This is a genomic window from Gemmobacter aquarius, assembly GCF_003060865.1.
Lineage (GTDB): Bacteria > Pseudomonadota > Alphaproteobacteria > Rhodobacterales > Rhodobacteraceae > Paragemmobacter > Paragemmobacter aquarius.
Window position 1 is genome coordinate 3,132,455 of sequence record NZ_CP028918.1, and the last position, 25,204, is coordinate 3,157,658.

The 25,204-nt window shown below is 64.9% G+C and carries 21 protein-coding genes; 16 read left to right on the forward strand and 5 right to left on the reverse strand.

The annotated features are described in order from the left end of the window. Positions 1–115 precede the first annotated feature (115 nt). Positions 116–700 carry a response regulator transcription factor gene (locus tag HYN69_RS15105; RefSeq protein ID WP_230426436.1) on the reverse strand — a complete coding sequence of 195 codons (585 nt, stop codon included), beginning with the start codon at positions 698–700 and terminating at the stop codon, positions 116–118. A 505-nt stretch (positions 701–1,205) separates the two neighbouring features. On the opposite strand from HYN69_RS15105, the gene HYN69_RS15110 reads away from it, so the two are divergent. Beyond that, a complete protein-coding gene (locus HYN69_RS15110) occupies positions 1,206–3,809 on the forward strand; it encodes a PAS domain-containing sensor histidine kinase (RefSeq protein ID WP_108436467.1) in 2,604 nt (867 codons plus the stop codon). Positions 3,810–3,811: 2 nt separating this feature from the next. Here the strand turns inward: HYN69_RS15110 and HYN69_RS15115 are convergent, their stop codons facing one another. Continuing rightward, on the reverse strand, positions 3,812–4,702 hold the full coding sequence (locus HYN69_RS15115; RefSeq protein ID WP_159082494.1) for a hypothetical protein: 891 nt from the start codon (positions 4,700–4,702) through the stop codon (positions 3,812–3,814). Positions 4,703–4,794: 92 nt separating this feature from the next. Here HYN69_RS15115 and flgB point away from each other — a divergent pair, with 92 nt between their 5' ends. The 13 genes from flgB to HYN69_RS15180 all read left to right on the forward strand — a co-directional run bounded on the left by flgB (position 4,795) and on the right by HYN69_RS15180 (position 18,730). After that, positions 4,795–5,154 (forward strand): flagellar basal body rod protein FlgB, encoded by a 360-nt coding sequence (flgB, locus tag HYN69_RS15120; RefSeq protein WP_108436469.1) that lies wholly within the window; start codon positions 4,795–4,797, stop codon positions 5,152–5,154. A 4-nt stretch (positions 5,155–5,158) separates the two neighbouring features. Further along, on the forward strand, positions 5,159–5,569 hold the full coding sequence (gene flgC, locus HYN69_RS15125) for a flagellar basal body rod protein FlgC (RefSeq protein WP_108436470.1): 411 nt from the start codon (positions 5,159–5,161) through the stop codon (positions 5,567–5,569). A 13-nt stretch (positions 5,570–5,582) separates the two neighbouring features. Beyond that, positions 5,583–6,260: a flagellar hook assembly protein FlgD gene (locus tag HYN69_RS15130; protein ID WP_108436471.1), complete on the forward strand. Its 678-nt coding sequence runs from the start codon at positions 5,583–5,585 to the stop codon at positions 6,258–6,260. Positions 6,261–6,290: 30 nt separating this feature from the next. After that, positions 6,291–7,565: a flagellar hook protein FlgE gene (locus HYN69_RS15135; RefSeq protein ID WP_108436472.1), complete on the forward strand. Its 1,275-nt coding sequence runs from the start codon at positions 6,291–6,293 to the stop codon at positions 7,563–7,565. Between the two features lie 9 nt (positions 7,566–7,574). Next, the gene (locus tag HYN69_RS15140; protein WP_108436473.1) at positions 7,575–8,333 is read left to right on the forward strand and encodes a flagellar basal body rod protein FlgF; all 759 of its coding nucleotides are present in this window, start codon (positions 7,575–7,577) and stop codon (positions 8,331–8,333) included. A gap of 85 nt (positions 8,334–8,418) precedes the next feature. Next, entirely contained in the window at positions 8,419–9,207 is a 789-nt protein-coding gene (flgG, locus tag HYN69_RS15145; RefSeq protein WP_108436474.1) for a flagellar basal-body rod protein FlgG, read from the forward strand. 12 nt (positions 9,208–9,219) lie between these two features. Beyond that, entirely contained in the window at positions 9,220–9,879 is a 660-nt protein-coding gene (locus tag HYN69_RS15150) for a flagellar basal body L-ring protein FlgH (RefSeq protein ID WP_108436475.1), read from the forward strand. Further along, entirely contained in the window at positions 9,879–10,994 is a 1,116-nt protein-coding gene (locus tag HYN69_RS15155; RefSeq protein WP_230426569.1) for a flagellar basal body P-ring protein FlgI, read from the forward strand. The genes HYN69_RS15150 and HYN69_RS15155 overlap by 1 nt, the downstream gene beginning before the upstream one ends. Further along, entirely contained in the window at positions 10,994–11,272 is a 279-nt protein-coding gene (locus tag HYN69_RS15160; RefSeq protein ID WP_108436476.1) for a rod-binding protein, read from the forward strand. Before HYN69_RS15155 ends, HYN69_RS15160 begins: the two co-directional genes overlap by 1 nt. Positions 11,273–11,277: 5 nt before the next feature. Further along, positions 11,278–15,348 carry a FlgK family flagellar hook-associated protein gene (locus HYN69_RS15165; protein WP_108436477.1) on the forward strand — a complete coding sequence of 1,357 codons (4,071 nt, stop codon included), beginning with the start codon at positions 11,278–11,280 and terminating at the stop codon, positions 15,346–15,348. A gap of 17 nt (positions 15,349–15,365) precedes the next feature. Continuing rightward, a complete protein-coding gene (locus HYN69_RS15170) occupies positions 15,366–16,634 on the forward strand; it encodes a flagellin N-terminal helical domain-containing protein (RefSeq protein ID WP_108436478.1) in 1,269 nt (422 codons plus the stop codon). Positions 16,635–16,664: 30 nt separating this feature from the next. Beyond that, a complete protein-coding gene (locus HYN69_RS15175) occupies positions 16,665–17,483 on the forward strand; it encodes a transglycosylase SLT domain-containing protein (RefSeq protein ID WP_108436479.1) in 819 nt (272 codons plus the stop codon). Positions 17,484–17,629: 146 nt separating this feature from the next. Further along, the gene (locus HYN69_RS15180; protein ID WP_108436480.1) at positions 17,630–18,730 is read left to right on the forward strand and encodes a sigma-54 interaction domain-containing protein; all 1,101 of its coding nucleotides are present in this window, start codon (positions 17,630–17,632) and stop codon (positions 18,728–18,730) included. A 3-nt stretch (positions 18,731–18,733) separates the two neighbouring features. Here HYN69_RS15180 and fliD read toward each other — a convergent pair whose 3' ends face one another. Beyond that, positions 18,734–20,374: a flagellar filament capping protein FliD gene (gene fliD / locus HYN69_RS15185; protein ID WP_108436481.1), complete on the reverse strand. Its 1,641-nt coding sequence runs from the start codon at positions 20,372–20,374 to the stop codon at positions 18,734–18,736. A gap of 328 nt (positions 20,375–20,702) precedes the next feature. Between fliD and HYN69_RS15190 the strand changes: the two genes are divergently transcribed. Both HYN69_RS15190 and rpoN read left to right on the forward strand, forming a co-directional pair. Then, positions 20,703–22,157, forward strand: coding sequence for a flagellin N-terminal helical domain-containing protein (locus HYN69_RS15190; RefSeq protein WP_108436482.1), 1,455 nt, complete (start codon positions 20,703–20,705; stop codon positions 22,155–22,157). A gap of 183 nt (positions 22,158–22,340) precedes the next feature. Then, positions 22,341–23,678, forward strand: a complete 1,338-nt coding sequence (rpoN, locus tag HYN69_RS15195) for an RNA polymerase factor sigma-54 (RefSeq protein WP_108436483.1) — start codon at positions 22,341–22,343, stop codon at positions 23,676–23,678. An 84-nt stretch (positions 23,679–23,762) separates the two neighbouring features. Here rpoN and HYN69_RS15200 read toward each other — a convergent pair whose 3' ends face one another. Both HYN69_RS15200 and HYN69_RS15205 read right to left on the reverse strand, forming a co-directional pair. After that, positions 23,763–24,452 carry a PDZ domain-containing protein gene (locus tag HYN69_RS15200; protein ID WP_159082495.1) on the reverse strand — a complete coding sequence of 230 codons (690 nt, stop codon included), beginning with the start codon at positions 24,450–24,452 and terminating at the stop codon, positions 23,763–23,765. 4 nt (positions 24,453–24,456) lie between these two features. Further along, a complete protein-coding gene (locus HYN69_RS15205; RefSeq protein ID WP_108436485.1) occupies positions 24,457–25,170 on the reverse strand; it encodes a hypothetical protein in 714 nt (237 codons plus the stop codon). Between the last annotated feature and the right edge of the window lie 34 nt (positions 25,171–25,204).

Below are 25,204 nucleotides of genomic sequence, written 5' to 3' on the forward strand. Positions count from 1 at the left end.
CCGTTTTCTGCGTCAGAAAACGCCGCGAATTCTGCGCCAGAATTCGCTTAGCCGACCCGGAACGAAAAAGGCCCGCAGCAGCGGCGCGGGCCTGTTTCAACCAAAGGACGACAAGTCAGATCAGCCCCAGATCCCGCGCCACGATCACCGCTTGCGTGCGGTTCGTCGCCGACAGTTTCTTGCAGATGCTCGTCACATGCATCTTGATCGTCGGCTCGGCCAGTTTCAGGTCGTTGGCGATTTCCTTGTTCTGCTTGCCCTCGGCAAGGTAGGACAGCACCATCATCTCCTTGTCGGACAGTCGCCCGTTCTTCGTCGTCCGTCCGGCATTGTGGCGCTCGCGCACCAGTTCCAGCGGCATGTAATGCTCGCCCGCGTGCATGAAGCGGATGGCGTTGGCCAAGGACCGCACGCCCGTGGTCTTCAGCACGATCCCCGACGACCCGGCATTCATGATCTCGTCCAGCATCCGCGGCGTAGGGTTGCCGGTGATTATGGCCACCGGCTTGCCGCCGTTTATGCGTATGGCGCGGCGCAGACCAGACACCCCGTTCATCCCGGGCATGTTCAGATCGAGCAGCACGACATCGAACGGCCCCGAGGCGGTGATGTGCTCCAGCGCCTCGTCCAATGTCTTTCCGGTCGTCACCTCCATGTCCGAGGCTGACGAAAGATACATTGCGAATACATCGAGGACCATCTCATGGTCATCCGCTATGAGAATCTTGATCTTCCCGCTACCGTTCCCGCCCGTCATAGACATTTGTCTGCCATCTCCATTCCGTTCGCTCGCCTGCCTGGCTGGCGGAAGCCTCTCACCAACCAAACAGCCTTTCGGCAGCGTCGATCAATCAAGGATACCGTCTTCTATCGGTATGACAACCTACACCATGCTTAGCCCGACCAAGTATAAAACTTAACATACTTTTGGATAGGGTGGCATACGTAATTGGAATAGCCCCAAACCCCTCTTTCGCTATTCTATCGGCAAAAGGGCGCTTGCCCCAGACCTTTCGCCTTTCTGCCCTTGTATCGAGTGTCCGTGTTTCGACCGTTGCCGACTGCTTGCATATACCGGCCGCCCGCTTTCCGGCGGGCCCGGATGGCAGCATCGGGACCGTGCACCTTGTAGGTACTGACGGGTAGAGCTTTCTGCCAACCTCCCTGTCGCGAAGGCGGCGCAGGGAAAAACGTACCGGTACGAGATGAGCCTGTTCAACGAAGCACTCGAGGAAACGCGGCGCGCACGTGTCACACAACGTGCACGTAACCTCATGCTGTCCGCCGTCGGCTTCGTGGTGCTGGGCGCGATGTTCTACGTGTTTTCGAACATCGACCGCCAGCTTGAGCGCGCCTCGTCGGTCGACAGCGACAACATCACATGGTCGGTCGCCCAGGTCGAGGTTGACACACTCAAGCTGCAACGCGCCGTCATCCATGCCATCGCACATCCCCAAGACCCTGACAGGCTGAAGAACCTGCGCCTGCTTTTCGACATCTTCTACAGCCGCTTCAACATGATGGCCCGGTCCGACCAGATGGCGACCCTGCCCATCAATGACGAATTGCGCAACGAACTGTGGAACAGCGGCGCGTTTTTCGACCGCATCACTCCGCTGATCGACGGCGATGATGCGACCCTCGTCGCCGCACTGCCCGCGCTCGAAGCCGAAATGGACCAGATCGCCAACGATGTGCGCCGCCATGTCGTCTCGTCGTTGCAGCAGCTGATCGCCACGGGCGGCGTCCGCCGCGACGAACTGCGCGTTTCGCTTCAGGGATTCGCAGCGGCAGGATTGGGCTTCATGGGTATTCTGGCCGGTTTCGCGCTGGTGATCGTGATGCAAAGCCGCGCCCAGCAGCGCCGCTCCGAAACCACCGAGCGCGCTGTCCACAACCTGCGCGCCACGATCGAGAACTCGCTCGATTCGGTGATCATTGCGGACAATTACGGCACGATCATCGATTGCAACCGCTCGGCCGAGGCCCTGTTCGGGCTTCTCCGGACCGAAGCGCAGGGCCGCCGTCTGGCCGATCTCTTGTCCAAGGACGGCTTTGATGATCCGCTGTCAGCCCTGCACCACGCCGCCACCGGCGGGACCGCCGCCATGATCGAGGGGGGCCGTATCAGGATGACCGGACGCCAGCGCAGCGGTCACGATGTCCCCGTCGAGGTCGCCCTGACCGAAGCCAAGGGGGCAAGCGGCGACCCGATGTCCATCGCCTTCGTCCGCGACATATCCGAACGCATCGAACGCGAGGAAAGCCTGCGCCGCGCCCGCAACGACGCCTTGCAGGGCGAAGAGGCCAAATCGCGTTTCCTCGCGATGATGAGCCACGAGATGCGAACCCCGCTCAACGGCCTGATCGCCGCGACCGAGTTGTTGCAGAATTCGACGCCGCTCGACCAGCGCCAGTCGTGGCTGTCGGAAATAGTGCTGTCTTGCGGTTGGGCCGCCCTCGATCAGGTCAACAACGTGCTGGAACTAACCCGCCTCGGCGGCGACCAGACCGGCACCTACCCCCATTCCGTATTCTCGCCGGTGCAGGTGATCCGCGACCTCCTGCTGCAAAGCCAGCCGCAGGCCGCGAAACGCGGCAATCTTCTGTCCTTCGACGAACCCGAAACCGCCGTTCCCCTCGTCTCGGCCCCCCGTCAGCTGTTTTTGCGCGTGCTTTACAACCTCATCGGCAACGCGATCAAATTCACCGATGGCGGCACCGTCACCATAACCCTGAAAACCCAACATCACGCCGGATCGTTGCGTCTTGTCGTCTCGGTCATCGATACCGGCATCGGCATCGACGAAGGCAATCTGGAGAGGGTGTTCCACAATTTCGAAACCCTCGATTCGTCCTATGCCCGCATGCGCGAAGGCACCGGCCTTGGCCTTGGCATCGCCAAACTGGCGGCGGAAGCCATGGGTGGCGAAATCCATGTCAGCTCCAAACTGGGCGAAGGCAGCACCTTCACGCTCGACGTCACACTGCCCGTGGCCGAAGGCCAGATCGAAGCCGCCCCGACAGGCATTTCCGCCCTTGGCGAAGGCAACGCCCTGTCGATCCTCGTGGTCGAAGACAATCCGATCAACAGCCTTCTGCTGACGGAAATGCTGCGCTTGCGCGGCCATGCCGTGACCAATGCGGTCGACGGGATCGAAGCGGTCGAGGCCGCCACCGCCACGACCTTCGACCTGATCCTGATGGATATCTCGATGCCCCGGATGGACGGGCTCGAGGCCACGCGCCGCATCCGTGCGGGGGGGGCTTCGTCGGGGGTTCCCATCATCGGCGTGACCGCCAACGCGGCCCCTGACAAACTGCCCGAATTTCTTGGGTCGGGCATGACCGACGTGCTGGTGAAGCCGATCACCCGCGGTTCGCTGATGAATATCATCGAAGAACATATCGCCGCCAAGCCGAAACCCACGCCCGACGCGCTCGCCCGGCCTTCGGTTCTGGACGCAAAGGTCTTTGCCGAAACCCTTGCCGATATGGGCCGCGATTTCGTACAGACGCTGGCAACACGCCTGCTGCAAGAGACAAACACAACCGTCGACACGATCCGCGAGCTTGCCACCGAGGGACGCTACCGCGAAGCCGCGGCCGCCGCGCACAAGACCGCCGGCGCTGCCGCAGCCATAGGCCTCAGCGGGCTTCACGGCACGCTGGCGGCCTATGAAAGTGCGGCCCTCGGCGGCGATGCCGACAGCGCCCACCGTTGCCTTGCCGATATACCGGGCATGCTGACCCGGACGACCCGCGCCCTTGCCGAACACGGGCTGGCGCTCGATCTGCACACCGCATGAAACTACTCTTCCCCGAATGCCGCGAATTGCGCCGACAGGTCGATTGGCAGCGCCGCAGGCTTGCCTTTTTTCGCGGGTTCGGGCGGCTCGGGGTCCGCATCGGAACCCATCGCTGCGAATTGCGCGGATAGGTCCAAGGGCGCCGGCTTGGCCACGGGCGCATCCCCGCCCATGTCGGCAAACTGTGCCGCAAGATCGTAAGCCGCCGCAGGCTTGCTCTTTTTCGCAGGCTTGGACGGCACGGGGTCCGCATCGGAACCCATCGCTGCAAACTGCGCGGCAAGGTCCAAAGGCGCCGCCGTAGCCACGGGCGCATCCCCTTCCATGTCGGCAAACTGCGCGGCAAGATCGAAAGCCGCCGGTTTGGCCGCGCCCCCACCTGCTGGCTTGGCCTTGGATTTCTTCGCCTTGCCCGCCGCCACAGCGGCTTCCCCGGCGATCACACCGGCCAGATCGGCAGCGGCCAGATCGGCAGCGGCGACCGCCCCCGCGACAGTGTCGGGTCCAGCGACATCGGCAGGCGCATCGGGGGTCACGTCCTCTGCCGCCATCAACATCTTCGCCGCATCCTCGAGATTGAGCAGCGTCAAAGCCCCGGCTTTCAACGGCACCGGCTTCGGCATCGGGGCGGGCACGAAGACCGGCTCGACGACAGGGTCCGGCTCCAACACGGAGTCAGGCACCTCGACCACAGGTGGCAGGGCCGTCATCGCCTTTCGCATCAGTGCGATCCGCGCTGCAAGCAGGGCGCGCCGCGCGATCCCGGGCTTGAACGCGTCCCATAGCGGCCCAAGCCGCGCCAGCGCCTCGTCGGGATGCAGCGCGACGGTCACGCGCAAGATCTCGTCCACCAGAACCGGCAGCGGTGCGCGCACAGCGGGCAATGTCGTCATCTTCGCCTCCATGGCCAGCAGGTGGCACGGCCCTTGCAAAGCCCGTTGCCGAACGCCCGCGGCCCGCCGCACCAAATCGAAAGTTCATCTCTATGACGGTCAGTTTCCGGGATTCGATAGCCCTGCATGCAAATGCCCTGTCGCTGCGCGAAAAGCGCAACGAGATCCTCGCCTCGAACATCGCCAATGCCGCGACGCCCAATTTCCAGGCCCGCGACTTCGACTTCGAAGCCGAACTCGCCCGCGCATCAGGCCCTGCGGCCAGCCAAGGTTCAGGCGTGGATGCCACGCTCGGCTACCGTGTTCCGGTCAACCGGTCGCTCGACGGAAACACCGTCGAGCTTTCGGTCGAGCAGATGGAGTTTTCCGAAAACACCCTGCGCTATCAGACCAGCCTTGCCTTCATCAACCGCCGTATCTCGGGGTTGATGACCGCGATCAAGGGAGAATGAGATCATGAACGACATCAAGAACGTCTTCGACGTGGGCGCGCGCGCCATGTCGGCGCAAATGGTCCGCATCAACACCGTGGCCTCTAACCTTGCGAACGCAGGCACGGTTTCAGGCAGCGCCGACACCGCCTTCCGCGCCCTGCGTCCGGTGTTCGAGACCGAATTCTCGAATTCCTCCGACAGCCTTGCGACAACGGACGTATCCGAAATCGTCATGCTCGACCGCGAACCCGAACGCCTGTTCCGCCCCGACAACCCGCTCGCCGACAAAGACGGCTTCGTCTACTCGGCCGCCGTCAACACCGAAGAGGAAATGGTCGAGATGACCGAGGCCAGCCGCCAATACCAGAACACGCTCGAAGCCATGTCCACGCTCAGGACGCTCATGGCACGAACCGTGCAGATGGGCTCGTGAAAGGATCATATCCATGGACATCTCCTCGCTCCTGACCAACAGCACAAGCAGCGCCACCAGCGCTGCCGCCTCATCGTCCAAATCCGGCCCTTCCGCACTGGGCCAGCAGGATTTCATGACGTTGATGCTCGCGCAGTTGCAAAACCAGAACCCGCTCGACCCGATGGAAAACACCGAATTTCTGGCGCAGCTCGCCCAGTTCAACACCGTGGGCGGTATCGACAAGGTCAACACCACCCTCGCCAGCCTCGGTTCGCAGATGCAGACCTTCCGCGTCGCCACAGCGACAAACCTTCTGGGCCATCAGGTGCTCGTGCCGGGCAATGTCGCCCGCCCCGACCCCACGGGCAGCATCGAAGGCGTGGCCGACCTGCCCGAAGCGGCGACCGCCGTCACCGTCACCTTCTCGAACGCGACCAGCGGCGAGATATTGAACACTCGCGTCTACGGCGCCCAACCCGCAGGGCTGATGGGCTTTGACTGGACCGGCATGCCCCGCGAACTGACCGATGCCCGCACGCCTGTGCGCATCACCGTCAGCGCAACCACCCCCGCCGGCACCAAAGACGTCGGCGCTTCGGTCTTTGCCAAGGTGCTTTCGGCCCGCTCGGGCGCGAACGGCGCCGATCTCACCCTCAACATCGAAGATTTCGGCGCGATGGACTCGGCCGAGGTCAGCAGCGTCCGCTAAGCGCCGCCAAACAGGACAAGGTAGAACAACATGTCGATGAGCACCGCCCTCTCCGGCCTCAAGGCCGCCCAGACCGAAATTTCGGCCACCTCGCACAACATCGCCAACGTCGGCACCGTGGGCTTCCGCTCCAGCCGTGTCGAATTCGCCGACGTGTTCTCCTCGTCGCCCATGTCGAACCAGCGCACCGCGGTCGGCTCGGGCGTGCAGGTCCAGCGCGTCGCGCAGAACTTTACCCAAGGCAACGTCGTCACCACCGGAAACCTTCTCGACATCGCGATCGAGGGGCAGGGCTTCTTCGCCCTGCAGCCCCAGGCCGCCAGCAACGGCGCGGCAGGTGGCGCGGTCTTTTCGCGCGCGGGGGCCTTTACCATGGACACCACCGGCCATGTGGTGAACGGCGCGAACCAGGCGCTGCTGTGCTGGCCGGTCGCCAAAGACGGCGTGCCGCTGACGAACCAGATCAACCAGGCCGTGCCGCTGACCATCCCGATGCAGACCGGCGCGCCCACCCGTTCGTCGCAGGTGAACCTCTCGCTGCACCTTCCGTCCGACGACGCGATGCTCGGCAGCCAGTCCGCCGTGCCGCCCGCTGCCGCCTTCGATCCGGCAGACCCCACCACCTATGCCCGCCGCAGCGTGGTTCCGGTCTTCGGCACCGATGGCACGCCGCGTCAGGCCGAAGCCTATTTCGTCAAGACCGCCAGCCCCGATGCCACCAGCACCGACACCAGCTATGAAATGCATCTCGTGATCGATGGCGAAGCCGTCGCCCCGACCGCTCCGGCCACCTCGGCCACGATCACCTTCAACGGCGCGGGTGACATCACCTCGGGCGGCGCTCCCTCGTTCGGCACCGCCGAACCCGTCGCCTTCAACCTGACCGGCTCGGTCTTGTCGACCGGCCCCTTTGCGGTCATGTCGGCCACCCACAACGGCGCGGCCCCCGCAAAACTGACTAACCTCGAACTCGACGGCGCAGGCTCGGTCTGGGCCACCTATGGCACGGGCGAACGCATGGCATTGGGCCAAATCGTCCTTGCCAATTTCTCGAACCCCCAAGGGCTCAAGGTCATGGGCAAATCGACCTTCGGCACCACCTCGGAATCCGGCCAGCCCGTCACCGGCACCGCTGGCACCGCAGGCTTCGGCGCTCTGCGCTCGGGCGCGCTCGAACGCTCGAACGTCGAACTGACCGAAGAGTTGGTGAACCTGATTTCGGCGCAGAGAAACTATCAGGCTTCGGCCAAGGCGATGGAAACCTCGACCTCGCTGATGCAGACCATCATGAACATCCGCGGCTGATAACACGCCATGGACAAGCTGATCTTCACGGCGCTGAACAGCCTTGGCAACCTGCGCGGAACGCAGGTTGTCACCGCCCAGAACCTTGCCAACCAGAACGTCCCCGGTTTCCGCCGCGATACGCTGGGCGAGGGCAAGGCCTTCATCATCGAAGACCAAGGCGCCCTTACCTCGCGCGCGTTCCAGATCGAACGCGAACAGGCCAGCTTCTCCGACCTGCCCGGTTTCATGAACCAGACCGGCGAACCGCTTGACCTTGCCATTGCCGACAAGGGCTATTTCTACATCCAGCCCGATACCGGCGGCCCGCCCGCCCTGACCCGTCGCGGCGATCTGCACGTGGGCCTCGACGGCAGCCTAGTGAACGGCGCGAACGAAGCGATCCTCGGCGCCAACCAGCAACCGATCACCATCCCCCCCTTCCGCAACATCGTGGTCGATGAAGTCGGTCGCATCACCATCGAACCGATCGAGGGCGCACCGGGCGAACGACTCGAAGTCGCCACCATCGCCACCACCCTCGCCAACGGTGCCGACCTCGTGAAAGGCGAAGACGGCCAGATCCGCCCCAAGACCGGCCCCCTGCCCGCCGCAGACCAACTCGCCAAGGTCCGCCAAGGCGTGCTCGAAGGCTCGAACGTCAATTCGACCGAGGAACTGATCTCCTCGATCGACCTGCAACGCAGCTTCGAATTGAACATGCGCGTCGTCTCGACCGCCAAGGAACTCGATGAGGCCGGCGTCTCGCTCATGCGGCTTCCGGGCTAAGGGTTAAACTTTCCGCGCCGCCATCCGTGGCGTGGCACAGCCCTTGCAAAACGACATCGAACGCAACTCCTCAACAGGTGCCCCGATGTCCTCAGACGCGATGCACGTCGCCAAGACCGGCCTCAACGCCCAGCAGACCCGCATGCAGGTCATCGCCAACAATCTGGCGAACGTGAACACCACGGGTTTCAAGCGCGACCGCGCGAATTTCGAAACCCTGCTTTACCAGAACATCCGCCCCGCAGGCGCGCAGACCTCGGATACCACGCAGCTCACCACGCCGCTTTCCGTCGGCACGGGCGTGCGGATCGTGAACACCGAAAAGCTCTATTCCCAAGGCAACCTTGTGACCACCGACAACGCGCTCGACGTGGCGATCGACGGGCAGGGCTTCTTGCAGGTGCTCATGCCCGATGGCCAGATCGGCTATACCCGCGACGGCACGCTTTCCCGCAATGCCGAAGGCACGCTGACCACCGCTTCCGGCTATGTGATCCAGCCCGAAATCCAGATCCCCGACAATGCCCAGTCGATCACCATCTCCGCCGATGGCATCATCAGCGTGCAAACCCCCGATCAGGTCGAGGCGCAAGAGGTCGGCCAGATCACCCTCGCCGCCTTCCCCAACCCGCGCGGTCTGGAACCGGTGGGCGAGAACATGGTGCTCGAAAGCCCGGCCTCCGGCCCTCCGGTCGTGACCACCCCCTATACCGACGGCATGGGCAAGATCGTGCAAGGCGCGCTCGAATCCTCGAACGTCAACGTGGTGCAGGAACTCGTCGACATGATCGAGACGCAACGCGCCTACGAAGTGAACTCCAAATCCATCTCGGCCTCGGACGAGATGATGCGCTTCCTGTCCAACAAACTCTAAAGGGCCTTCTTGATGAAATTCGCTCCCCTGTCCCTCGTGGTCCTTCTCCTCGCATCGGCCTGCACCTCGACCCTTGTCGAGGAAGCCGAGTCGGTGAATTACGATCCGGTCTATCCCGCGACCGGCATGGCCGAGACCAGCGCCACGGGCGGCATCTATACCGCCTCGTCGGCCGGCCTTTTCGCGTCAGACCGCCGCGCTGCCCGTGTAGGTGACATTCTCACCGTCGAATTCGAAGAACGCTTCCAGGCGTCGAAATCGCAATCGACCAGCGGCAACCGCGCCAGCGACTACGAACTCGACATGCCCGATGCGCTGACCATGGGCCTTGATAACGGCATGATCGACAACGGCACCAAACAGTCCTTCTCGGGGCGCGGTTCGGCGCAGCAGTCGAACTCGTTGACGGGCCGACTTTCGGTCTCGGTGGTCCGCGTCCTTCCCGGCGGCCTTCTGGAAATCGCGGGGCAAAAGCGCCTCACCCTCAATCAGGGCAACGAATACATCCGCCTGACCGGCGTCGTCCGCCCCGAGGATATCAACGCCGAAAACGTGGTCATGTCCGACCGCATCGCCCATGCCTCGATCAAATACGTCGGCGCGGGTGCCATCTCGGACACGTCCCGCCAGGGCTGGCTGCGCCGTGGCCTGAACGAGGTGTCGCCGCTGTGATCCGCCGCATCGCCCTTGCCGCACTGCTTGTGCTGGCCACGTTTCCCGCCCATGCCGACCGGATCAAGGATCTCGCCTCGGTCGCGGGCGTCCGCTCGAACCCGCTCGTCGGCTACGGCGTGGTGGTCGGGCTTTCCGGCACGGGCGACGGCAACTCGGGCCTGACCCTGCAATCGCTGCAATCGCTGATCTCGCGGCTCGGCCTTGTGGTCGAAACCGCCGATCTCAACGCCAAGAACGCCGCCGCCGTGATGGTGACGGCGGAACTTGCCGCCTTTGCCAAGGAGGGCCAGACGCTTGACGTGACGGTGTCCACCGTCGGCAGCGCCAAATCGCTCAAGGGTGGCACCCTTCTCATGACCCCGCTCATGGGGGCCGACGGCGAAATCTACGCCATCGCCCAAGGCAACCTCGTCGTCGGCGGCCTTGGCGTGGCGGGCGAGGATGGCTCGTCGCTCACCGTCAACATCCCCACCGTGGGCCGCGTTCCCGAAGGCGGGCAGGTAGAAAAGGTGGTGAACGCCCCCTTCCTCGACAGCGACAACCTGATCCTCAACCTCAACCGAGGCGATTTCTCGACCGCCTCGGCCATGGCCAAAGCAATCAACGAAGTCTTCGGCCCCGACATCGCGACCCCGATCGACGCAACCTCGGTCAGCGTCCGCGCACCCTATGAAGCAGGCCAGCGCGTCACCTTCATGGGGATGCTCGAAAACGTCGAGCTCACCCCCGACGCACCTGCCGCCAAGGTTGTCATAAACTCTCGCTCTGGCACCGTGGTGATAGGCGGCAACGTCCGCGTCACGCCCGCCGCCGTCAGCCACGGCTCGCTGACCGTCAAGATCAACGAAGACTCGACCGTAACCCAAGGCGCGACCGTGGTGAACGGCCAGAACGGCAGCGTCGTCGTGCCGGGCCAGACCACCACCACACCAAACAGCAGCGTGACCGCCAAGCAAGACCCCGTCCGCGCCTTCGTCTTCGACGCGGGCGTGTCGCTCTCATCGCTGGTCGATGCGATCAACGCGGTAGGGGCGTCGCCCTCGGACCTTGTCGCCATCCTCGAATCCCTGCGCGAAGCCGGTGCGCTGCGTGCCGAACTGGTGGTCATCTGATGGACATCAAACCAACGACCACCCTGTCCCTGCACCCCGAGATGGACAAGGCAAAGACGCTCCGCAAAGCCGCCGAAGGGTTCGAGGAACTCTTCCTTACCCAATTCCTCAAGGCCGCCCGTCAGGGCAACCTGGGCGAAGACATCATGGGTTCCTCCGCCGTCGACAGCACCCGCGACATGTTCGACGCCGAAATCGCCCGCGCCTCGTCGGGCCGCACCGGGTTCGGCATCGCCGACGCGGTCGAACGGCAATTCCAGCGCTTCACGAAAGGCTGATCCCCATGTCGAACATCATGGACATCGCCCGCTCTTCCATAGCCGCCTATCGCACGGCGCTGGGGATCACGGGCGAGAACATCGCCAACGTCAACACCGAAGGCTACCGCCGCCGTGATGTGACCACGACCCAGATCGGCGGGGCAAAAACCTCGGTCACCACGCTGGCAACCGGCGGTCAGGGCGTGCAGGTCGACCAGATCCGCCGCGCCTTCGACAGCCTTCTGGCGGGGCGGCTGCGGAACGCAACGGGCGACATGTCCGCTGCGACCGTCGCGGTGGATGCGGCGAAAGCCGTCGAAGCGCAGCTTTTGCCCAACTCCGGCGGCATCGACGCTGCCCTCGAAGATTTCTTCGGCGCGATGGGCAGCCTTGCCTCGTCCCCCGCCGACACCGCACTGCGCCGCGTCGCGATAGAAAGCGGCCGAACCCTCGCCTCGGCTTTCCAGAACGTGGCGGGCGGGTTGATGCGCCTGCGCGACGACACAGTGAACGCCGTGCAGATGACGGCGGCGTCTCTCGGCACCGACCTGAACGCGCTGAACGAATTGCAACAACGCTTTTCGTCGAACACCGGCACCGTCGGCGCGATGAACCCGCTGCATGACGAACGCGACAGGCTGCTTGGCGACATCGCCTCGAAAATCGGTGTCACCGTCGAACTTGATGCCATCGGTCGCGCCCGCGTCACCCTCGGGACAGGCGGCGGCGGGCCGGAACTTCTCGGGCAGAACGGTCCCGCAACCATCACAGCCGATGCCGACCCCGACCTTACGCTGCACATCGCGCTGAACGGAACCATGCGCGACACCCGCATGATCGGCTCGGGAGAGCTTGGCGGATACCGCGCTGCCCTCGGCGGCATCGACCGTGCCCTGGCCGAGGTGGACAGCCTCGCCCGCAAAATGGCAGGCGAGATGAACGCCGTTCACCGCGTCGGCCTCGACCTGACAGGCGCACCCGGCGGCGACATGTTCTCGCTCGACAACTGGAGCGTGACCCGCGCCGCCGGAAACCAGGGCTTTGCCCGCGCCGAAATCACCCCGAACGGCCCCGACATCACCGGCCCCGTCACCCTGATACGCGACGCCGCAGCTGGCGTCTGGCGGGCCGAGGATGCCGCGGGAACCGTGCTTGGCAGCGCCGACAAATTGCTGGTCCTGCCCAACCTGACCATCACGCTCGAAGGCGACGCGGCAAACGGCGACCGCTTCACGCTGAACCCCACCTCGGGCAAGGCGGTGAACATGCGCTTCCTGCCCGCCATTCCCGAACGGCTCGCGGCAAGCGTGGCAACCCTCGTCGCGCCGTCCCCCGGCAATTCCGGTTCGGCAACCGTGGCGATGGCCCCGACCACCGTCGCGCGCCCTGCATTGCCGGTCCTCTCCGACCTTCTCGCAAACGCAGCTGACGCCGCGAGCGCAGTCACCCTACGCAGCGCCGGCGTGGTGGGCTACATCCCGGCAGGCAGCAGCACCGCAACCCTCGCCAGCCTTGGCGCGCAGGCGACGGCCGACTTTTCCGCAGCGGCCAGCCCCGCCAGCCTGACCGTCACCGCGAACGGCACCGCGACCACGCTCGACCTGACCACGCTGTCGGATGGCACGCCCCGCCCCGGCAGCTATACCCTGTCCGACATCGCGACCGCCCTGAATGACGGCCGCATGACCGGACCGAACGGCGAAACCCTTGCCAACCTTGGCATGTCGGCCAGCAGCACGGGCGGCACGCTGACCCTTGCGCTGAACTCGGGCAATTTCACCGCAGCCAGCCTGGACACCAGCGCCGCGACGCTTACCCCCGCAGCCCCGCAGGGCGGCACCATGCAGATCTTCACGCGCGAAGGCCGCCAGATCGCGGGCACACCGATGGCGCCCGCCGAGATCGCGCTGCTTTTCACCCCGCAGAACGGCTTTCTGCCCGGCGCGCAATACAACACAGCCTACCTTAACAGTGGCTATCGCGGCTTGACCCTCGGCGCCACCAGCGGCAGCGGCCAACAATCGCTGTCCGTCCAGCCCGGCGGCATCACTACATGGACAGGCTTCACACCCGCCCCCGCCAGCGCCGCGCAAGCCATCGGCATAGACACCGGCCTCGGCCTGCCCCTGTCGTTGACCCTGCCGCAGGGCGGCACGGCCCAGCGTCTGGCCCGGATCGTCGGCGCGGCTGTCCCCGGCCTGACGGCGACCGCACAGACCACAGCCACCCTTACCGCCACGACCGATGGCCGCGTCTCGTTCAAATTGGCTGGACAGAACCTGACCCCGCTTGCCGTAAGCGGCGATGTGGCGGGCGGCAGGCTCGACAGCCTCGCCCTCGCCGTGAACGCCCTGACCGGATCGACAGGCATCACAGCACAACTGTCGCCCGATGGCACCCGCCTGATGCTGACCGAGGCGACGGGCGAGAACATCATCCTCACCGGTGTCACCCACAGCACCGGCGGCAGCCTCTCTCTGCACTCGGCCGATGCACAGGGCCAACCTCTCGGTGCGGCCACCACTCTTGGCGCGGGCCGCGAAAACGCCCGCATCACCGGCCAGACCACGCTGACCCGCGACACCGCCTTTGCCGTCACCTCCAGCGGCACGCGCCGCGACAGCGCGGTCGATGCCACCGCAGGCGGGCTGATCGCCCGCTCGACAAGCGCCGCCGGAGCGGTCAGCGCCCTGACCTTCACGCTCGACCCCGCCTTCGACGCCCCCGCCCCCGCCCTAGCCCCCGCCCTAGCCGGACCGACCAGCTTCAACCTGACCCTCGGCGGTCGCAGCGTCACCCTCGCCACCGCCACGGCCACCACCGCAGCCGATGTCGCAGGCGGCCTTGCCGCACTGCTGCGCAAGGATATGCCGCAAGCTGGCCTTGTCGGCGGTCAGGTCGGCACCCTTCCCGCCGAAGGCGCGACCACCCTCGTACAGGTCGACGGGCAGGATTACACGCTTCGCATGACGAACGGCACCGTCACCGTCACCGGACCCGAGGCGACCCGTCTTACGGCTTCGTTCGGCCCCGACAGGCGCCTGAACCTGACCGTGCAAGGCGGCATGACCGATGCCAGCATGATCACCGTGCCTGCAGGCGCGAACGGCGCAGCTTTCGGCCTGTCGCCCGCCCAAGGCCCCTATGGCACGCTGACCGGCCTTGCCGCCACCGGCCCCTTCCCCGCCACCATCGACCTCGACATAGGCGGCACCCGCCACAGCCTGACCGTCACGGCAGGACCGATCGTTTCCCTACCTACAGGTTTCCCCGGTTCGGTAACAACGTCCAACGGCGCGATCACCCTTGCCGTCTTTTCGCGCGAAGGCCCCGTTCGCGTGCTGCCGGGGGCCGAAGCCGCAGGCTTCGCCACGCTCGGCGCCGCCGTAACCGTCTCGGGCGCGACCCTTACCGCCACGGCTTCCGACGGCACGCCGCTTGCGATCGGCACCGCCACCACGGCGCTTGCCGGTCAGCGCGTCAGCCTTGGCAACCTGCCACCCGAAGACCTGATCGTCGTGATGACAGGCACCGGAACCCTTCGCATGGCTGGCAGCCTTACCGCAGGCACCCTGCCTGCCAGCCCTCCGGCGGTCGAGCTGCGCGTGACCGATGCCGCCACCCGCAGGGTCGAATTGTTCGACCTCGCCTCGGGCCATTCCATCGGCACCCGCACGCTGGACGCCAGCGGTGGCGCGGTGATCGGCGGGCTTTCCATCTCGCTCGGCGGCAACCCCGTCACCGGCGACGGCTTCCTCCTTACAGCCAATACCGATGGGCGCAACGATGGCCGCGCGCTCGACGCGATCCTCTCCTTGCGCTTTCCCGATGCGAAATCCGGCAAGGGCGGCTTTGCCCGCATCCTGTCGGACCTGCAATCCGAAGTAGGCACCCGCGCCGCCGCAGCCGACACCAAGCTGAAATCCGACACGGCGATCCACGATACCGTCCGCCGCGCCGATGCCGCCCAGGGCGCGGTCGATCTCGACCGCGAAGCCGCCCGCCTGCTGGAACTGCAACAAGCCTACCAAGCCTCGGCCCAGATCATGACCGTGGCAAAAGACCTGTTCGACACCCTGCTCCGCTCGATCTGACCTGAAAGGCCGCCGCCATGACCGCATCCATCGGAAACGCCCTGTTTGGCCGCATCGCACTGGAAAGCTTCAACCGCCTTTCCGGCGACATCAGCGATCTTCAGGCCCGCATTTCATCTGGCAAGAACGATCCGCGCCCCTCGGTCGATCCGATGCGCGCCGCGAAACTGTCTGCCGTGACCGAACAGCGCGGTGCGATCGACCGCTTCAAGCACAACGCCGAACTTGCCGCCGACCGCCTTAGCCACGCCGACCTCGCCATGACCGAAGTGCAGAAGATCACCACCTCCTACCAGCAGATCGCCCTCCGCGCCGCCTCGGACACCATGACCGAAGAAGGCATCGCGGGCCTTCGGGCCGAAGCCCTGTCGCTGCGGTCGGCCCTCGTTTCGGTCGGCAATACCCGCGATACGATGGGTCTGCCCATATTCGCCGGTTTCGGCAGCGAACAACCCTTCGTCGACGGCCCGAACGGTGTGTCCTACATCGGCGACGGCGGCCGCCCCACGCTGCGGCTGAACGAAACCTCGACCCTCGCCACCGGCCTGAACGGCGCCGAAGTGTTCGGGTCCGTCCGGTCGCAAGGCCAAAGCCGCAACATCTTCGACATGGTCGATGACCTGATCTCGACGCTCTCCCTGCCCCTGCGGCCCAGCCGCCCCTCGCATGTGGTCAAGGACACCGCCCTCTTCACCCCCTCCGCCGGCCGCACCCCCGAAACCTTGTCCTTCACCCTGACCGGCCCCGACGGCAGCGCCAAGGTTTCCGCCGAACTGGTCAAGGGCGCAGCCGGTCCCCTGCTGGACGCGGTCAACGCGCAATCCGTTGCCACCGGCATCACCGCCACCCTCGCCCCCGATGGCGAAAGCCTGATCCTGTCGTCGCGCGCCGACATCCGCATGTCCGACCTTTCCAGCACCCGCCCCGGCCGCACCCCGCTAGGAACGCTCGCCCCGTCCGACGCCAGCGGAGACGTCAAGGGCGGGATGCAAAGCCTGCGCGATACCCGCCTTTCCGCCGACCGCATGGTGGGCGCCTTCAACGATGCCGTCAGCCACATGGCCAGCGAACATGCCGAGGTCGGCTCGCTCGCCGCCCTCGCCGACAGCCACGCCGCCGTGCTTACCGACCGCAGGCTCCGCATCGATCAGGCGGTTGCCGGTCTCGAAGACCTCGACGTGGCCGCAGCCATAACAAAGCTGCAAAGCCTGCTGCTGACCGAACAGGCCGCGCAGCAAAGTTTCGTCAAGATCAGCGGCACCTCGCTTTTCGACTATCTGCGCTAGGGGTTGGCGCGGCGCTTGCAAAGCCGCCCCATGCTGCGCCTTATCGCCATTCTTCTGTGCCTCTTGCTGCCGCGCCTTGCCGTGGCGCAAGACTGCACCGCCCTCGCCGCGCAGGCCGGGGCCGCGGAAGGCCTGCCCGAAGGGCTGCTCCCCGCAATTTCGATGGTCGAATCCGGCCACACCGACAAGGACGGCAACCACGCCCCCTGGCCCTGGACCACGAACGAAGGCGGCAAATCGAACTTTTTCGATTCAAAGGCCGAAGCCCTTGCCTATCTGGAAAACGCCGTCGCAAACGGCGTCACCAACATCGATGTCGGCTGCATGCAGTTGAACTGGAAATGGCACGCCTCGGCCTTCCCCTCGCTCGACGCCATGTTCGATCCTGTCGAAAACACCCGCTACGCCGCGCGCTTCATGCGCGAACTGCACAGCCGCCTCGGCTCATGGGAAGTGGCGACTGCCGCCTACCACTCGACCGACCCCGAACGCGGGCAGGCCTATCTGCAAAAGGTCGTCGCGGCACAGGGCGCTCTGCCGCTTACCGCGCAGGGCGAAACCACGCTCCTCGCCTCGGCCCCGATCCAGCTTGACGGCATCCTGGCCTTTTCCGGCGCTCCTCTGGTCCAGCTTGCCGCAGCATCGGCCGCCGCCGCCTCGGCCGCCTCGGAAGCGCCCCCTTCAAGGCCGGGCACGCCCGCACGGCGCAGCACCCCGCCACCCGTTTTGCCACTGGTCCAAAACGCCACGCACTCGATTCTGGCCACGGCCGACACCCTGCCCCCGCGCCTGCGCCGCAACTGGGACGATATACAGGCGATGCGACTTCTCCTGTCAGAGATACCGTGAACCAGCCCCCCGATACCGCCAAAGGTCTGGGATCTTCCCCGCCCAAAGGTGCGTCGCCCTCCGTTTCGCGAACCACGTCCCTCCCAAGGCCATAAGCTAAATCATGCCGACCTGCTAAAAAGATTTCAGACGAGTGGGAGAGTGTGATGACGAGTGAGTGGATTAACAGACAGGTTGCAGCGCGTGCGCTCCCCGTTTCGGCCGATGCGATCGACCGTATCATCACGGGCGAGTCCGCCCCGATCCGCCAGTTGAAGCGCATGATCGCTGCCGTCGCCGTCAGTGACGCCTCTGTCGTCGTGACCGGCCCAACGGGGTCGGGCAAGGAACTGGTTGCCGAAGCCCTGCACCGCGCCTCGGGCCGTTCGGGCCCGCTGGTTGCGGTGAACTGCGCCGCCATCCCCGCCGAGCTTCTGGAAAGCGAGCTTTTCGGCCACGAGAAGGGCGCTTTCACCGGCGCCGACCGTGCCCGCACCGGCCGCATCGAACAGGCCGCCGGCGGCACGTTGTTCCTCGATGAAATCGGCGACATGCCCTTGGCATTGCAGGCAAAACTTCTGCGCGTCCTCGAAAGCCGCCGTATCCAGCGCCTCGGTTCGAACAGCGATATTCCGGTCAATTTCCGCCTCGTCACCGCAACCCACCGCGATCTGTCGCAGTCGATCGAACAGGGCCAGTTCCGCGCCGACCTGTTCTACCGCATCAACGTCTTCACGCTGACGGTCCCTAGCCTCGCGGAACGCACCTGCGACATCCCGCTCATCCTCGCACGGATGATCTCGGACCAGATGTGCCAGAACCCCGCTGCCGACTCGCCGCACTTCGACGTTTCGGCGATCCGGGCGCTCTGCGCCTATCCCTGGCCCGGCAACGTGCGCGAGCTGAAAAACGTGCTCCACCGCGCCTTCGTCATGCTGCCGGGGCGCATGGTCACCGCCCGCCATGTGCGTGACAACCTTCTGGGCATGGCCATGCCCGACCTGTCGGACCAGGGATGCGACCTGCCCGAACCCGCACCCCTGTCGGGCGACATGCCCGATCCGGCTGGCATACAGACCGCCTTTGGCAAACTCGGCGACATCGATATGCGCGGCTATATCCGCGACATCGAAGTGGCGATGATCGAAGCGGCGCTCGACAAGCGGGTCGGCAACGTGGCGCAAGCCGCCGACATGCTGCGTCTGCGCCGCACCACACTGATCGAGAAGATGAAGAAATATGGCATCCGCCGCGGGCTGGACGCGTAAGCGTCAGCCCGATTTGTTCCACTGCGCGACAAGGTTCGTCAGATAGTTTCCGGTGCTCTTCATGCTGGAAATCGCTGTCTCCATCGCGGTAAAGCGTGACAGGTAGCGCTTTTCCAGCTTGGCCGCGCGAACGTCCAGTTCGGCCAGCTTGGTGTTAGCCTCGGTGATCCGCGCGCCAAGCTGGTCTTCACGCTTGCCCAGACTGCCCCCGTTCAGCGCCGCAGCCATCAGCCCGTCCAGCGCCGACAGGAAACTGCGCCCGAAGGTGATCTTCGCCGCGTCCACACCATCGGGCGCGGTCACGATCAGGCCCGAGAACGGCCCTTCCAGCACGGCGAACTTCTTCATCCCGTCCGCCATCGGAATGCCCAGCGTGCTGTAGCCGTCCAGCGTCGCCCGCCCCGTAGCCGGATCGCGCCGGAACTCGTGCGAACCGGCAGCCGCCTCGGCCCCCACAACGCCACGCACCTCGACCCCTGTGGTATCAGACACCAGACGGTTGGCAAAAACGGCATCGAACCGCTGCGGATCGGCCTTGAACGCGTCTTCGAACGCCAGCGGCCGCAGTTTGAGGTTTCCGTCCCGCTGCGTGACCACACCCAGATCCACCAGATAGACCGGATCCTTGCCAAAGCCGTTGATCGGCGCGGCGATCAGACGCGACAGATCGGCCTTCAACCGCTCGATCACCTGGTCCCCCGCCAAAGCCCCCGGCGGCGTTCCGTTCAGGCCGCGCGCCGAAACTTCGTTCAGCTTCGCCCGGGTCGCGTTCACCTGATCGACCAGATAGCCCAGATTGGCCTTCGCGGTATCCATGTCGCGACTGAAACCGACCGTGGTTTTCGTCCCCGCCGCAGCGGTGATGTCCAGCGTGGCCCCGGGTATCAGATCGTCCACCGTATTCGTGGGCCGGAACACCGCAATCCCGTCAACCTCGACCACCAGATCCTGCGCGGCCTGTATCTGGACCGCCGCATTGGTCGCCGTGGTGTCAAAGGTAGAAAGCCCCGCCACCGTCTGCTGCGCGGTGAACCGCACCGCCGATCCGGCCCCCGCCTCGCTGACCACCCCCAGCGAGAATGTCCCGTTTCCCTTGTCGATCACCCGTGCCGACACGCCATCCAGCGCATCGAGCGTCTCGGCAAGCTGCGTCAGCGTCGCCCCCTCGGGAATGTCGAAACTGCTCACCTTGCTGCCCGGATTGACGGCAAATTGCGCGACACCACCCGCATCGTCGAACCACGCGCCGACCTCCATGGTCAGCTTCCCCGCCCCGATGGGGGTTTCGGCGCTGGCAAATCCCTTGAACTCCAACACCTGCCGCTGCGCGGTCTGCACCACACCGATATTCCGCGTGGTGTTCACGATCTTCGACGGGTCAGTCACCGTCACCTGCACACCGGAACTTCCGCTTGTTGCCTTCAGGATCGGGGTCGAATTCACCGCGGCAAGCGCGGTCTGCAACGACTGGAACTGTGACCGCACCTGCCCCAGCGTCGAGATCGAGGTCGTCGCCTCGTCCACTCTGGCCTTCTGCGCCTTTTGCAGCGGCGTGATCTCGGCGGCCACCAACGATGCCGTCAGGCCAGTCAGGCTTAACCCCGAGCCGTTCTTGTTCAGCGTGGTCAGGATATCGACGGCCATGCGCGCTCCTCGTTCAATTGCCTTTACGGCCCGCAGCCAGCGGCCTTTAGCGCCACGGCGGGAGTCCGGCCCCGTGACTGATGCCCCGTGACTGGCCCACCTTACTGGCAAAACCCGTGCCAGCCCGCCCGCGCGACCCGCGTCCGTACGGGGCTGGCGGCAAATCCGCCCCGTTCCGGACACGGAAAAAGCGCCGCCCAAAGCGGAAAGCACCCCGTAACACGCTGAATTCAGGCGATCTTCATCATTCTGCTAAACATCTTCCAATCGGGTCGTTCTGATTGCCAGGCGCTGACGGCGCGAACGGATCAATCAGGAGGCTGGAACCATGACGACGATCAATACCAACATCGGGGCCATCGCAGCACAAGCGAACATGTCCAAGGTGAACGACGACTTCAACCAGGCCATGACGCGCCTTTCGTCGGGCCTGCGTATCAACGCAGCCAAGGACGATGCCGCCGGTATGGCCATTGCCGAAAAGATGACCGCACAGGTCATGGGCATCAACCAGGCTGTCCGCAACGCGACCGACGGCAAGAACCTGCTCGACACGACGGAAAGCGCGCATGTCGAAGTTTCGAACATGCTGCAGCGCATGCGCGAACTCGCCGTGCAGTCGTCGAACGATACGAACACCGGATCGGACCGCGGCAACATCACCGCTGAATCGCGCCAGCTCGTCGCCGAAATCAACCGCATCGCCGAAAACACCACCTTCAACGGCATGAAGGTCATGGACGGCTCGTTCAACGGCAAGCAGTTCCAGATCGGTGCCGACAACGGCCAGACGCTGAACATCTCGATCGACTCGGCTGCTGCCACCGACATCGGTGCCTTCAAGGTCCAATCGAAGGTCCTCACCAAGGCAACCGCAGGCGAAGACCTCGTGATCTCGGGCCACGCCGGCAACAGCAACATCACCACCACCGCCGGCATGTCGGCCAAGGATCTGGCCGCCAAAGTCAACGCGGCATCCGCCCAGACCGGCGTGCAGGCAACCGCCGTCTCCAAGGCATCGCTCTCGGGCCTGACCGAAAAAGGCAAGGTTTCGTTCGAAATCAACGGCCAGTCGATCGGCACCGTCGCGATCTCGGACAAGACCGACCTGCGCAGCTTGCGCGATGCGATCAATACCAAGACCACCTCGACCGGCGTCACTGCCTCGATGGGTTCGACGAACGGCGAAATCACCCTGACGGACTCGACCGGCAAGAACATCGCCATCACCAACTTCACGTCGACCGACGCGGAAACCGCCGGCGGCGCCGAGCTTGACGTCACCGGCCTCGAAACCGACGGCACCGCTGCCTCGGGCCCGGTCACGCTCGACGGCACCACCTCGGATGCCACCGTGACCGGTCAGGTCACCTTCGCTTCGACCCAGACCTTCTCGGTGAACTCGTCGTCGACCACAGACACGACCGAGGCTTTCTTCTCGGACAAAGCCAACGCGTCGGAACTGAGCCAGGTCGCTGAAATCGACCTGTCGACCGCCGAAGGCGCTGCCGAAGCCATCACCGTGATCGACGTCGCCCTGCAAAAGATCAGTCAGGCACGCGGTAACCTCGGTGCCATGTCGAACCGCCTCGACTCGACGATCTCGAACCTGACCAACATCTCGGTTTCGGTTCAGGCCGCCAAATCGCAGGTCGTCGATGCCGACTTCGCCGCCGAATCGACCCAGCTCGCACGGGGCCAGATTCTGTCGCAGGCAGCCACCGCGATGCTCGCCCAGGCGAACTCCAGCAAGCAGAACGTGATGTCGCTGCTCCGTGGCTGACGGAAACGGGACATACTAAAGATAGCCTCGGCGTACAAACGCCGGGGTTTTCATATTTTTCAATTACTTAGCGACTATCTTTCGCGCGCTACGAGTCAAGTTTGCGCCATTTTAGGGGTGTCAAAGGGTTTTTTTGCATGCGCCGCACCGCCATGGCTAAGACGGTTCCAAGGAGAACCCGCCATGCAACTCTTCAACGCCCAGATCGTCGGACAGCGCCAATCGCTCGTCGTGACTGCCCAGCTTCAGCAGGCCATCCAGCTTTTGCAGATGGGCAATTCCGACCTGCAATCCTTCATCGAAGGGCAGGCCGAAGAGAACCCCTTCCTCGAACTGGGCCTGCCGAAATCAACAGCCCCGCGCGATCTGGCGCTGCCGTCCCAAGCCCGCACCAGCGGCGACGACGACTGGGACCGCATCGGCCAGCTTGCCGCCGATCCCGGCCCCTCGCTCTACGCCCATGCCAGCGCCGAGGTGGCACGCCTCGACCTGACCCCAGCCGACCGGTTGCTCGCCGGGCTGTTTCTCGACGCGCTCGAACCGTCGGGCTGGCTTGGCCAATCCGTCTGCGCCATCGCCGAGCGGGCCGGTGTCGACGAGGAACACGCCCTCCACGTGCTGACCCGTCTGCAACGCATCGAACCCGCCGGCCTCTTTGCCCGCAACCTGTCGGAATGCCTGCGCCTGCAAGCCGCCGATCAGGGCCTTCTCACCCCTGCGTTCGGCAGGCTGCTCGACAACCTGCCGATGCTCGCCGCAGCCGACCTGCGCGGCCTCATGCGGGTCTGCGCCGTGTCGATGGATGACCTCAAGGCCATGCTGCGCCAGATCCGCAGCCTGAACCCCAAACCGGGCGCCACCTTCGATGCCGCGCCCTCGCCGCAGCGTCCGCCAGACCTGATCGTGACCCGTGGCGAAACCGGCTGGCGCGTCGACCTGAACCGCTCGACCTTGCCATCCGTCGTGGTGCGCGACGATGCCGCACGCGACGTGAAGAATCCGCAAGCCAACGCCTATATCGCCGAACGCCTGTCGGTCGCCCGCTGGCTAAGCCGCGCCGTCGAACACCGCAACCAGACCACGCTCAAGGTCGGTGCCGAAGTGGTGCGCCGTCAGGCCGACTTCCTGCAAGGCGGCTTGTCCAGGATGCGCCCGATGATCCTGCGCGAAATCGCCGATGCCATCGGCGTGCACGAAAGCACGGTTTCCCGCGTCTGCGCGGGCATCCTGATCGCGACGCCGCAGGGCACCTTCCCGCTGAAAAGCTTTTTCAGCGCCTCGCTCGGCAGTAGCACCGGCGAAGCCCCCGGTTCGGCATCGGCCGTGCGCCACCGCATCGGCAAACTGATCGCCGCCGAATCCAGCGACGAGCCTCTGTCAGACGACACGATCGCCCGCATCATCAAGGATGAAGACGGCATCCATCTTGCCCGTCGCACGGTGGCGAAATACCGCGACCAGCTCCGTATCGCCTCGTCGGTCGAACGCCGCCGTCGCGCCGCGGTGAATGGCCAGATGTGACCCAAGTCACCTGCACCACGACAGTCCCACGCAGGCCAACGGCCCGCCCACGCACCCTTTCCGGACGCAAAAAGGCGGCAGCCGTCAAGCGTTGACCGCCTCGTGGCGTTTGGCGGCGGGGGCAAAGATGTATTGGTCTTCCGGTTGCAAGGCGCGATATGCGGCATGGGCCTGCGCTTCGGTCCGCACGGCAAGTACCGTCTGGAACGACAACCCACGCGCGCGCCGGTCAAGCCGCAGATACATCGCATGCATGCTTCGCAAATGGACCCCGGCCGCCGCATGGACAACCAGCGCCAGCGCGGGGTGAACGATCATGCCCGCCGTCACCGCGGCGACCAGCATGGCACAGGGCAGCCACAACCGCATCTGCATCAGCCAAAGCTGCGGCAACAGCATCGCCGTCGCAGGCAGGCGATGCGGGAACAGATCGTAACTGCCGTCAACAGCCCGCATCACCTCCCAGTTTCGCAAAAAGGCCGGATCGATCCGCCGCCGCGATGCGTCATCGGCAAGGGCAGGCACCGCCTCCCAACGCCCGAGGTGCAGCGTGTCCGTCAGGACCGTAACCTCGGACCCGCCACGCTGGACCGTCAGCGCCATCTCTCCGCCCGATCCGGACAGGACAGTTTGCAGCGCAGCCAGATCGCCGCGGAATCCGCGGCCGTTTACCGCGACGACCGTATCGCCCGACCGCATCCCAAGCGCACGCCCCGCAAAACCGGCGGGAACATCTTTCAGCTGCAATGTGGCGGGAGAGGTTTCGTCGGTCATGATCTCACGGATATACGAATGGATCGGGTTCGGCAGGCTTGGCCGCCCGCGTCGCAGGTTTCGGCTTCGGCTTCGGCGCGGGTGCTTTTGCAGGTTCGGATGTGGCGGCAGCGGCATTGGTCGCAGGGGCGGCCACAGCTTCCCTGACCATAGCATGCAGCTCTTCCAGCAGCACTTTCATCTCGGGGCTGTCGAGCATCGTTCCGCCCGCAGGTGCCGCCGCGATAGCAGCCAGAACCTCGTCCTTCGCCGCGCCAAGATCTTCCTTCACCCCGTCGCGGATCGCAGTCGCCACCTGTGCATCCATCGGCTTTTGCTCTCGGCCCAGCTTTGCAAGATCATGGCTGACTTTTTCGGTCATCGCCGTCAGCGCGGCCTCGACCACGGCTTCGCGCTCTTCGGCCTTGTCGAGCATCGCATCGAAGCGCGTCACCTGTTCGACCAGCAATTCCGCCGCCGTCGCCTGCACCGTGCCTGCTTCGCGCAAGTCGGCGACAGACCGGAACCAGATCAGCCCGCCAAGGCCAAGCCCCAGCAAAGCGCCCAGCGCCGCCCCTCCCGCCAATGCGGTCGACCGCTTCTGGCTCCGCGCCACCCCTTCGGCAAACGCCCGATGGGCCGCAGAAATGCGGGCGATGTCCTCGGCCGCGAAATTGGCGGCTTCCGCCGCATCGAGGGCGCGTTTTATCGCCTCGGTAATCTGGTCGGGCTCGCTCATGCCGCTCTCCTGATAGCTCGTGCTGTCATGGCAA

Coding starts and splice junctions, on each gene's coding strand:
- HYN69_RS15105 (WP_230426436.1), bottom strand. CDS start 700: ATGGTCCTCGATGTATTCGCAATGTATCTTTCGTCAGCCTCGGACATG.
- HYN69_RS15110 (WP_108436467.1), top strand. CDS start 1,206: ATGAGCCTGTTCAACGAAGCACTCGAGGAAACGCGGCGCGCACGTGTC.
- HYN69_RS15115 (WP_159082494.1), bottom strand. CDS start 4,702: ATGACGACATTGCCCGCTGTGCGCGCACCGCTGCCGGTTCTGGTGGAC.
- flgB (WP_108436469.1), top strand. CDS start 4,795: ATGACGGTCAGTTTCCGGGATTCGATAGCCCTGCATGCAAATGCCCTG.
- flgC (WP_108436470.1), top strand. CDS start 5,159: ATGAACGACATCAAGAACGTCTTCGACGTGGGCGCGCGCGCCATGTCG.
- HYN69_RS15130 (WP_108436471.1), top strand. CDS start 5,583: ATGGACATCTCCTCGCTCCTGACCAACAGCACAAGCAGCGCCACCAGC.
- HYN69_RS15135 (WP_108436472.1), top strand. CDS start 6,291: ATGTCGATGAGCACCGCCCTCTCCGGCCTCAAGGCCGCCCAGACCGAA.
- HYN69_RS15140 (WP_108436473.1), top strand. CDS start 7,575: ATGGACAAGCTGATCTTCACGGCGCTGAACAGCCTTGGCAACCTGCGC.
- flgG (WP_108436474.1), top strand. CDS start 8,419: ATGTCCTCAGACGCGATGCACGTCGCCAAGACCGGCCTCAACGCCCAG.
- HYN69_RS15150 (WP_108436475.1), top strand. CDS start 9,220: ATGAAATTCGCTCCCCTGTCCCTCGTGGTCCTTCTCCTCGCATCGGCC.
- HYN69_RS15160 (WP_108436476.1), top strand. CDS start 10,994: ATGGACATCAAACCAACGACCACCCTGTCCCTGCACCCCGAGATGGAC.
- HYN69_RS15165 (WP_108436477.1), top strand. CDS start 11,278: ATGTCGAACATCATGGACATCGCCCGCTCTTCCATAGCCGCCTATCGC.
- HYN69_RS15170 (WP_108436478.1), top strand. CDS start 15,366: ATGACCGCATCCATCGGAAACGCCCTGTTTGGCCGCATCGCACTGGAA.
- HYN69_RS15175 (WP_108436479.1), top strand. CDS start 16,665: ATGCTGCGCCTTATCGCCATTCTTCTGTGCCTCTTGCTGCCGCGCCTT.
- HYN69_RS15180 (WP_108436480.1), top strand. CDS start 17,630: ATGACGAGTGAGTGGATTAACAGACAGGTTGCAGCGCGTGCGCTCCCC.
- fliD (WP_108436481.1), bottom strand. CDS start 20,374: ATGGCCGTCGATATCCTGACCACGCTGAACAAGAACGGCTCGGGGTTA.
- HYN69_RS15190 (WP_108436482.1), top strand. CDS start 20,703: ATGACGACGATCAATACCAACATCGGGGCCATCGCAGCACAAGCGAAC.
- rpoN (WP_108436483.1), top strand. CDS start 22,341: ATGCAACTCTTCAACGCCCAGATCGTCGGACAGCGCCAATCGCTCGTC.
- HYN69_RS15200 (WP_159082495.1), bottom strand. CDS start 24,452: ATGACCGACGAAACCTCTCCCGCCACATTGCAGCTGAAAGATGTTCCC.
- HYN69_RS15205 (WP_108436485.1), bottom strand. CDS start 25,170: ATGAGCGAGCCCGACCAGATTACCGAGGCGATAAAACGCGCCCTCGAT.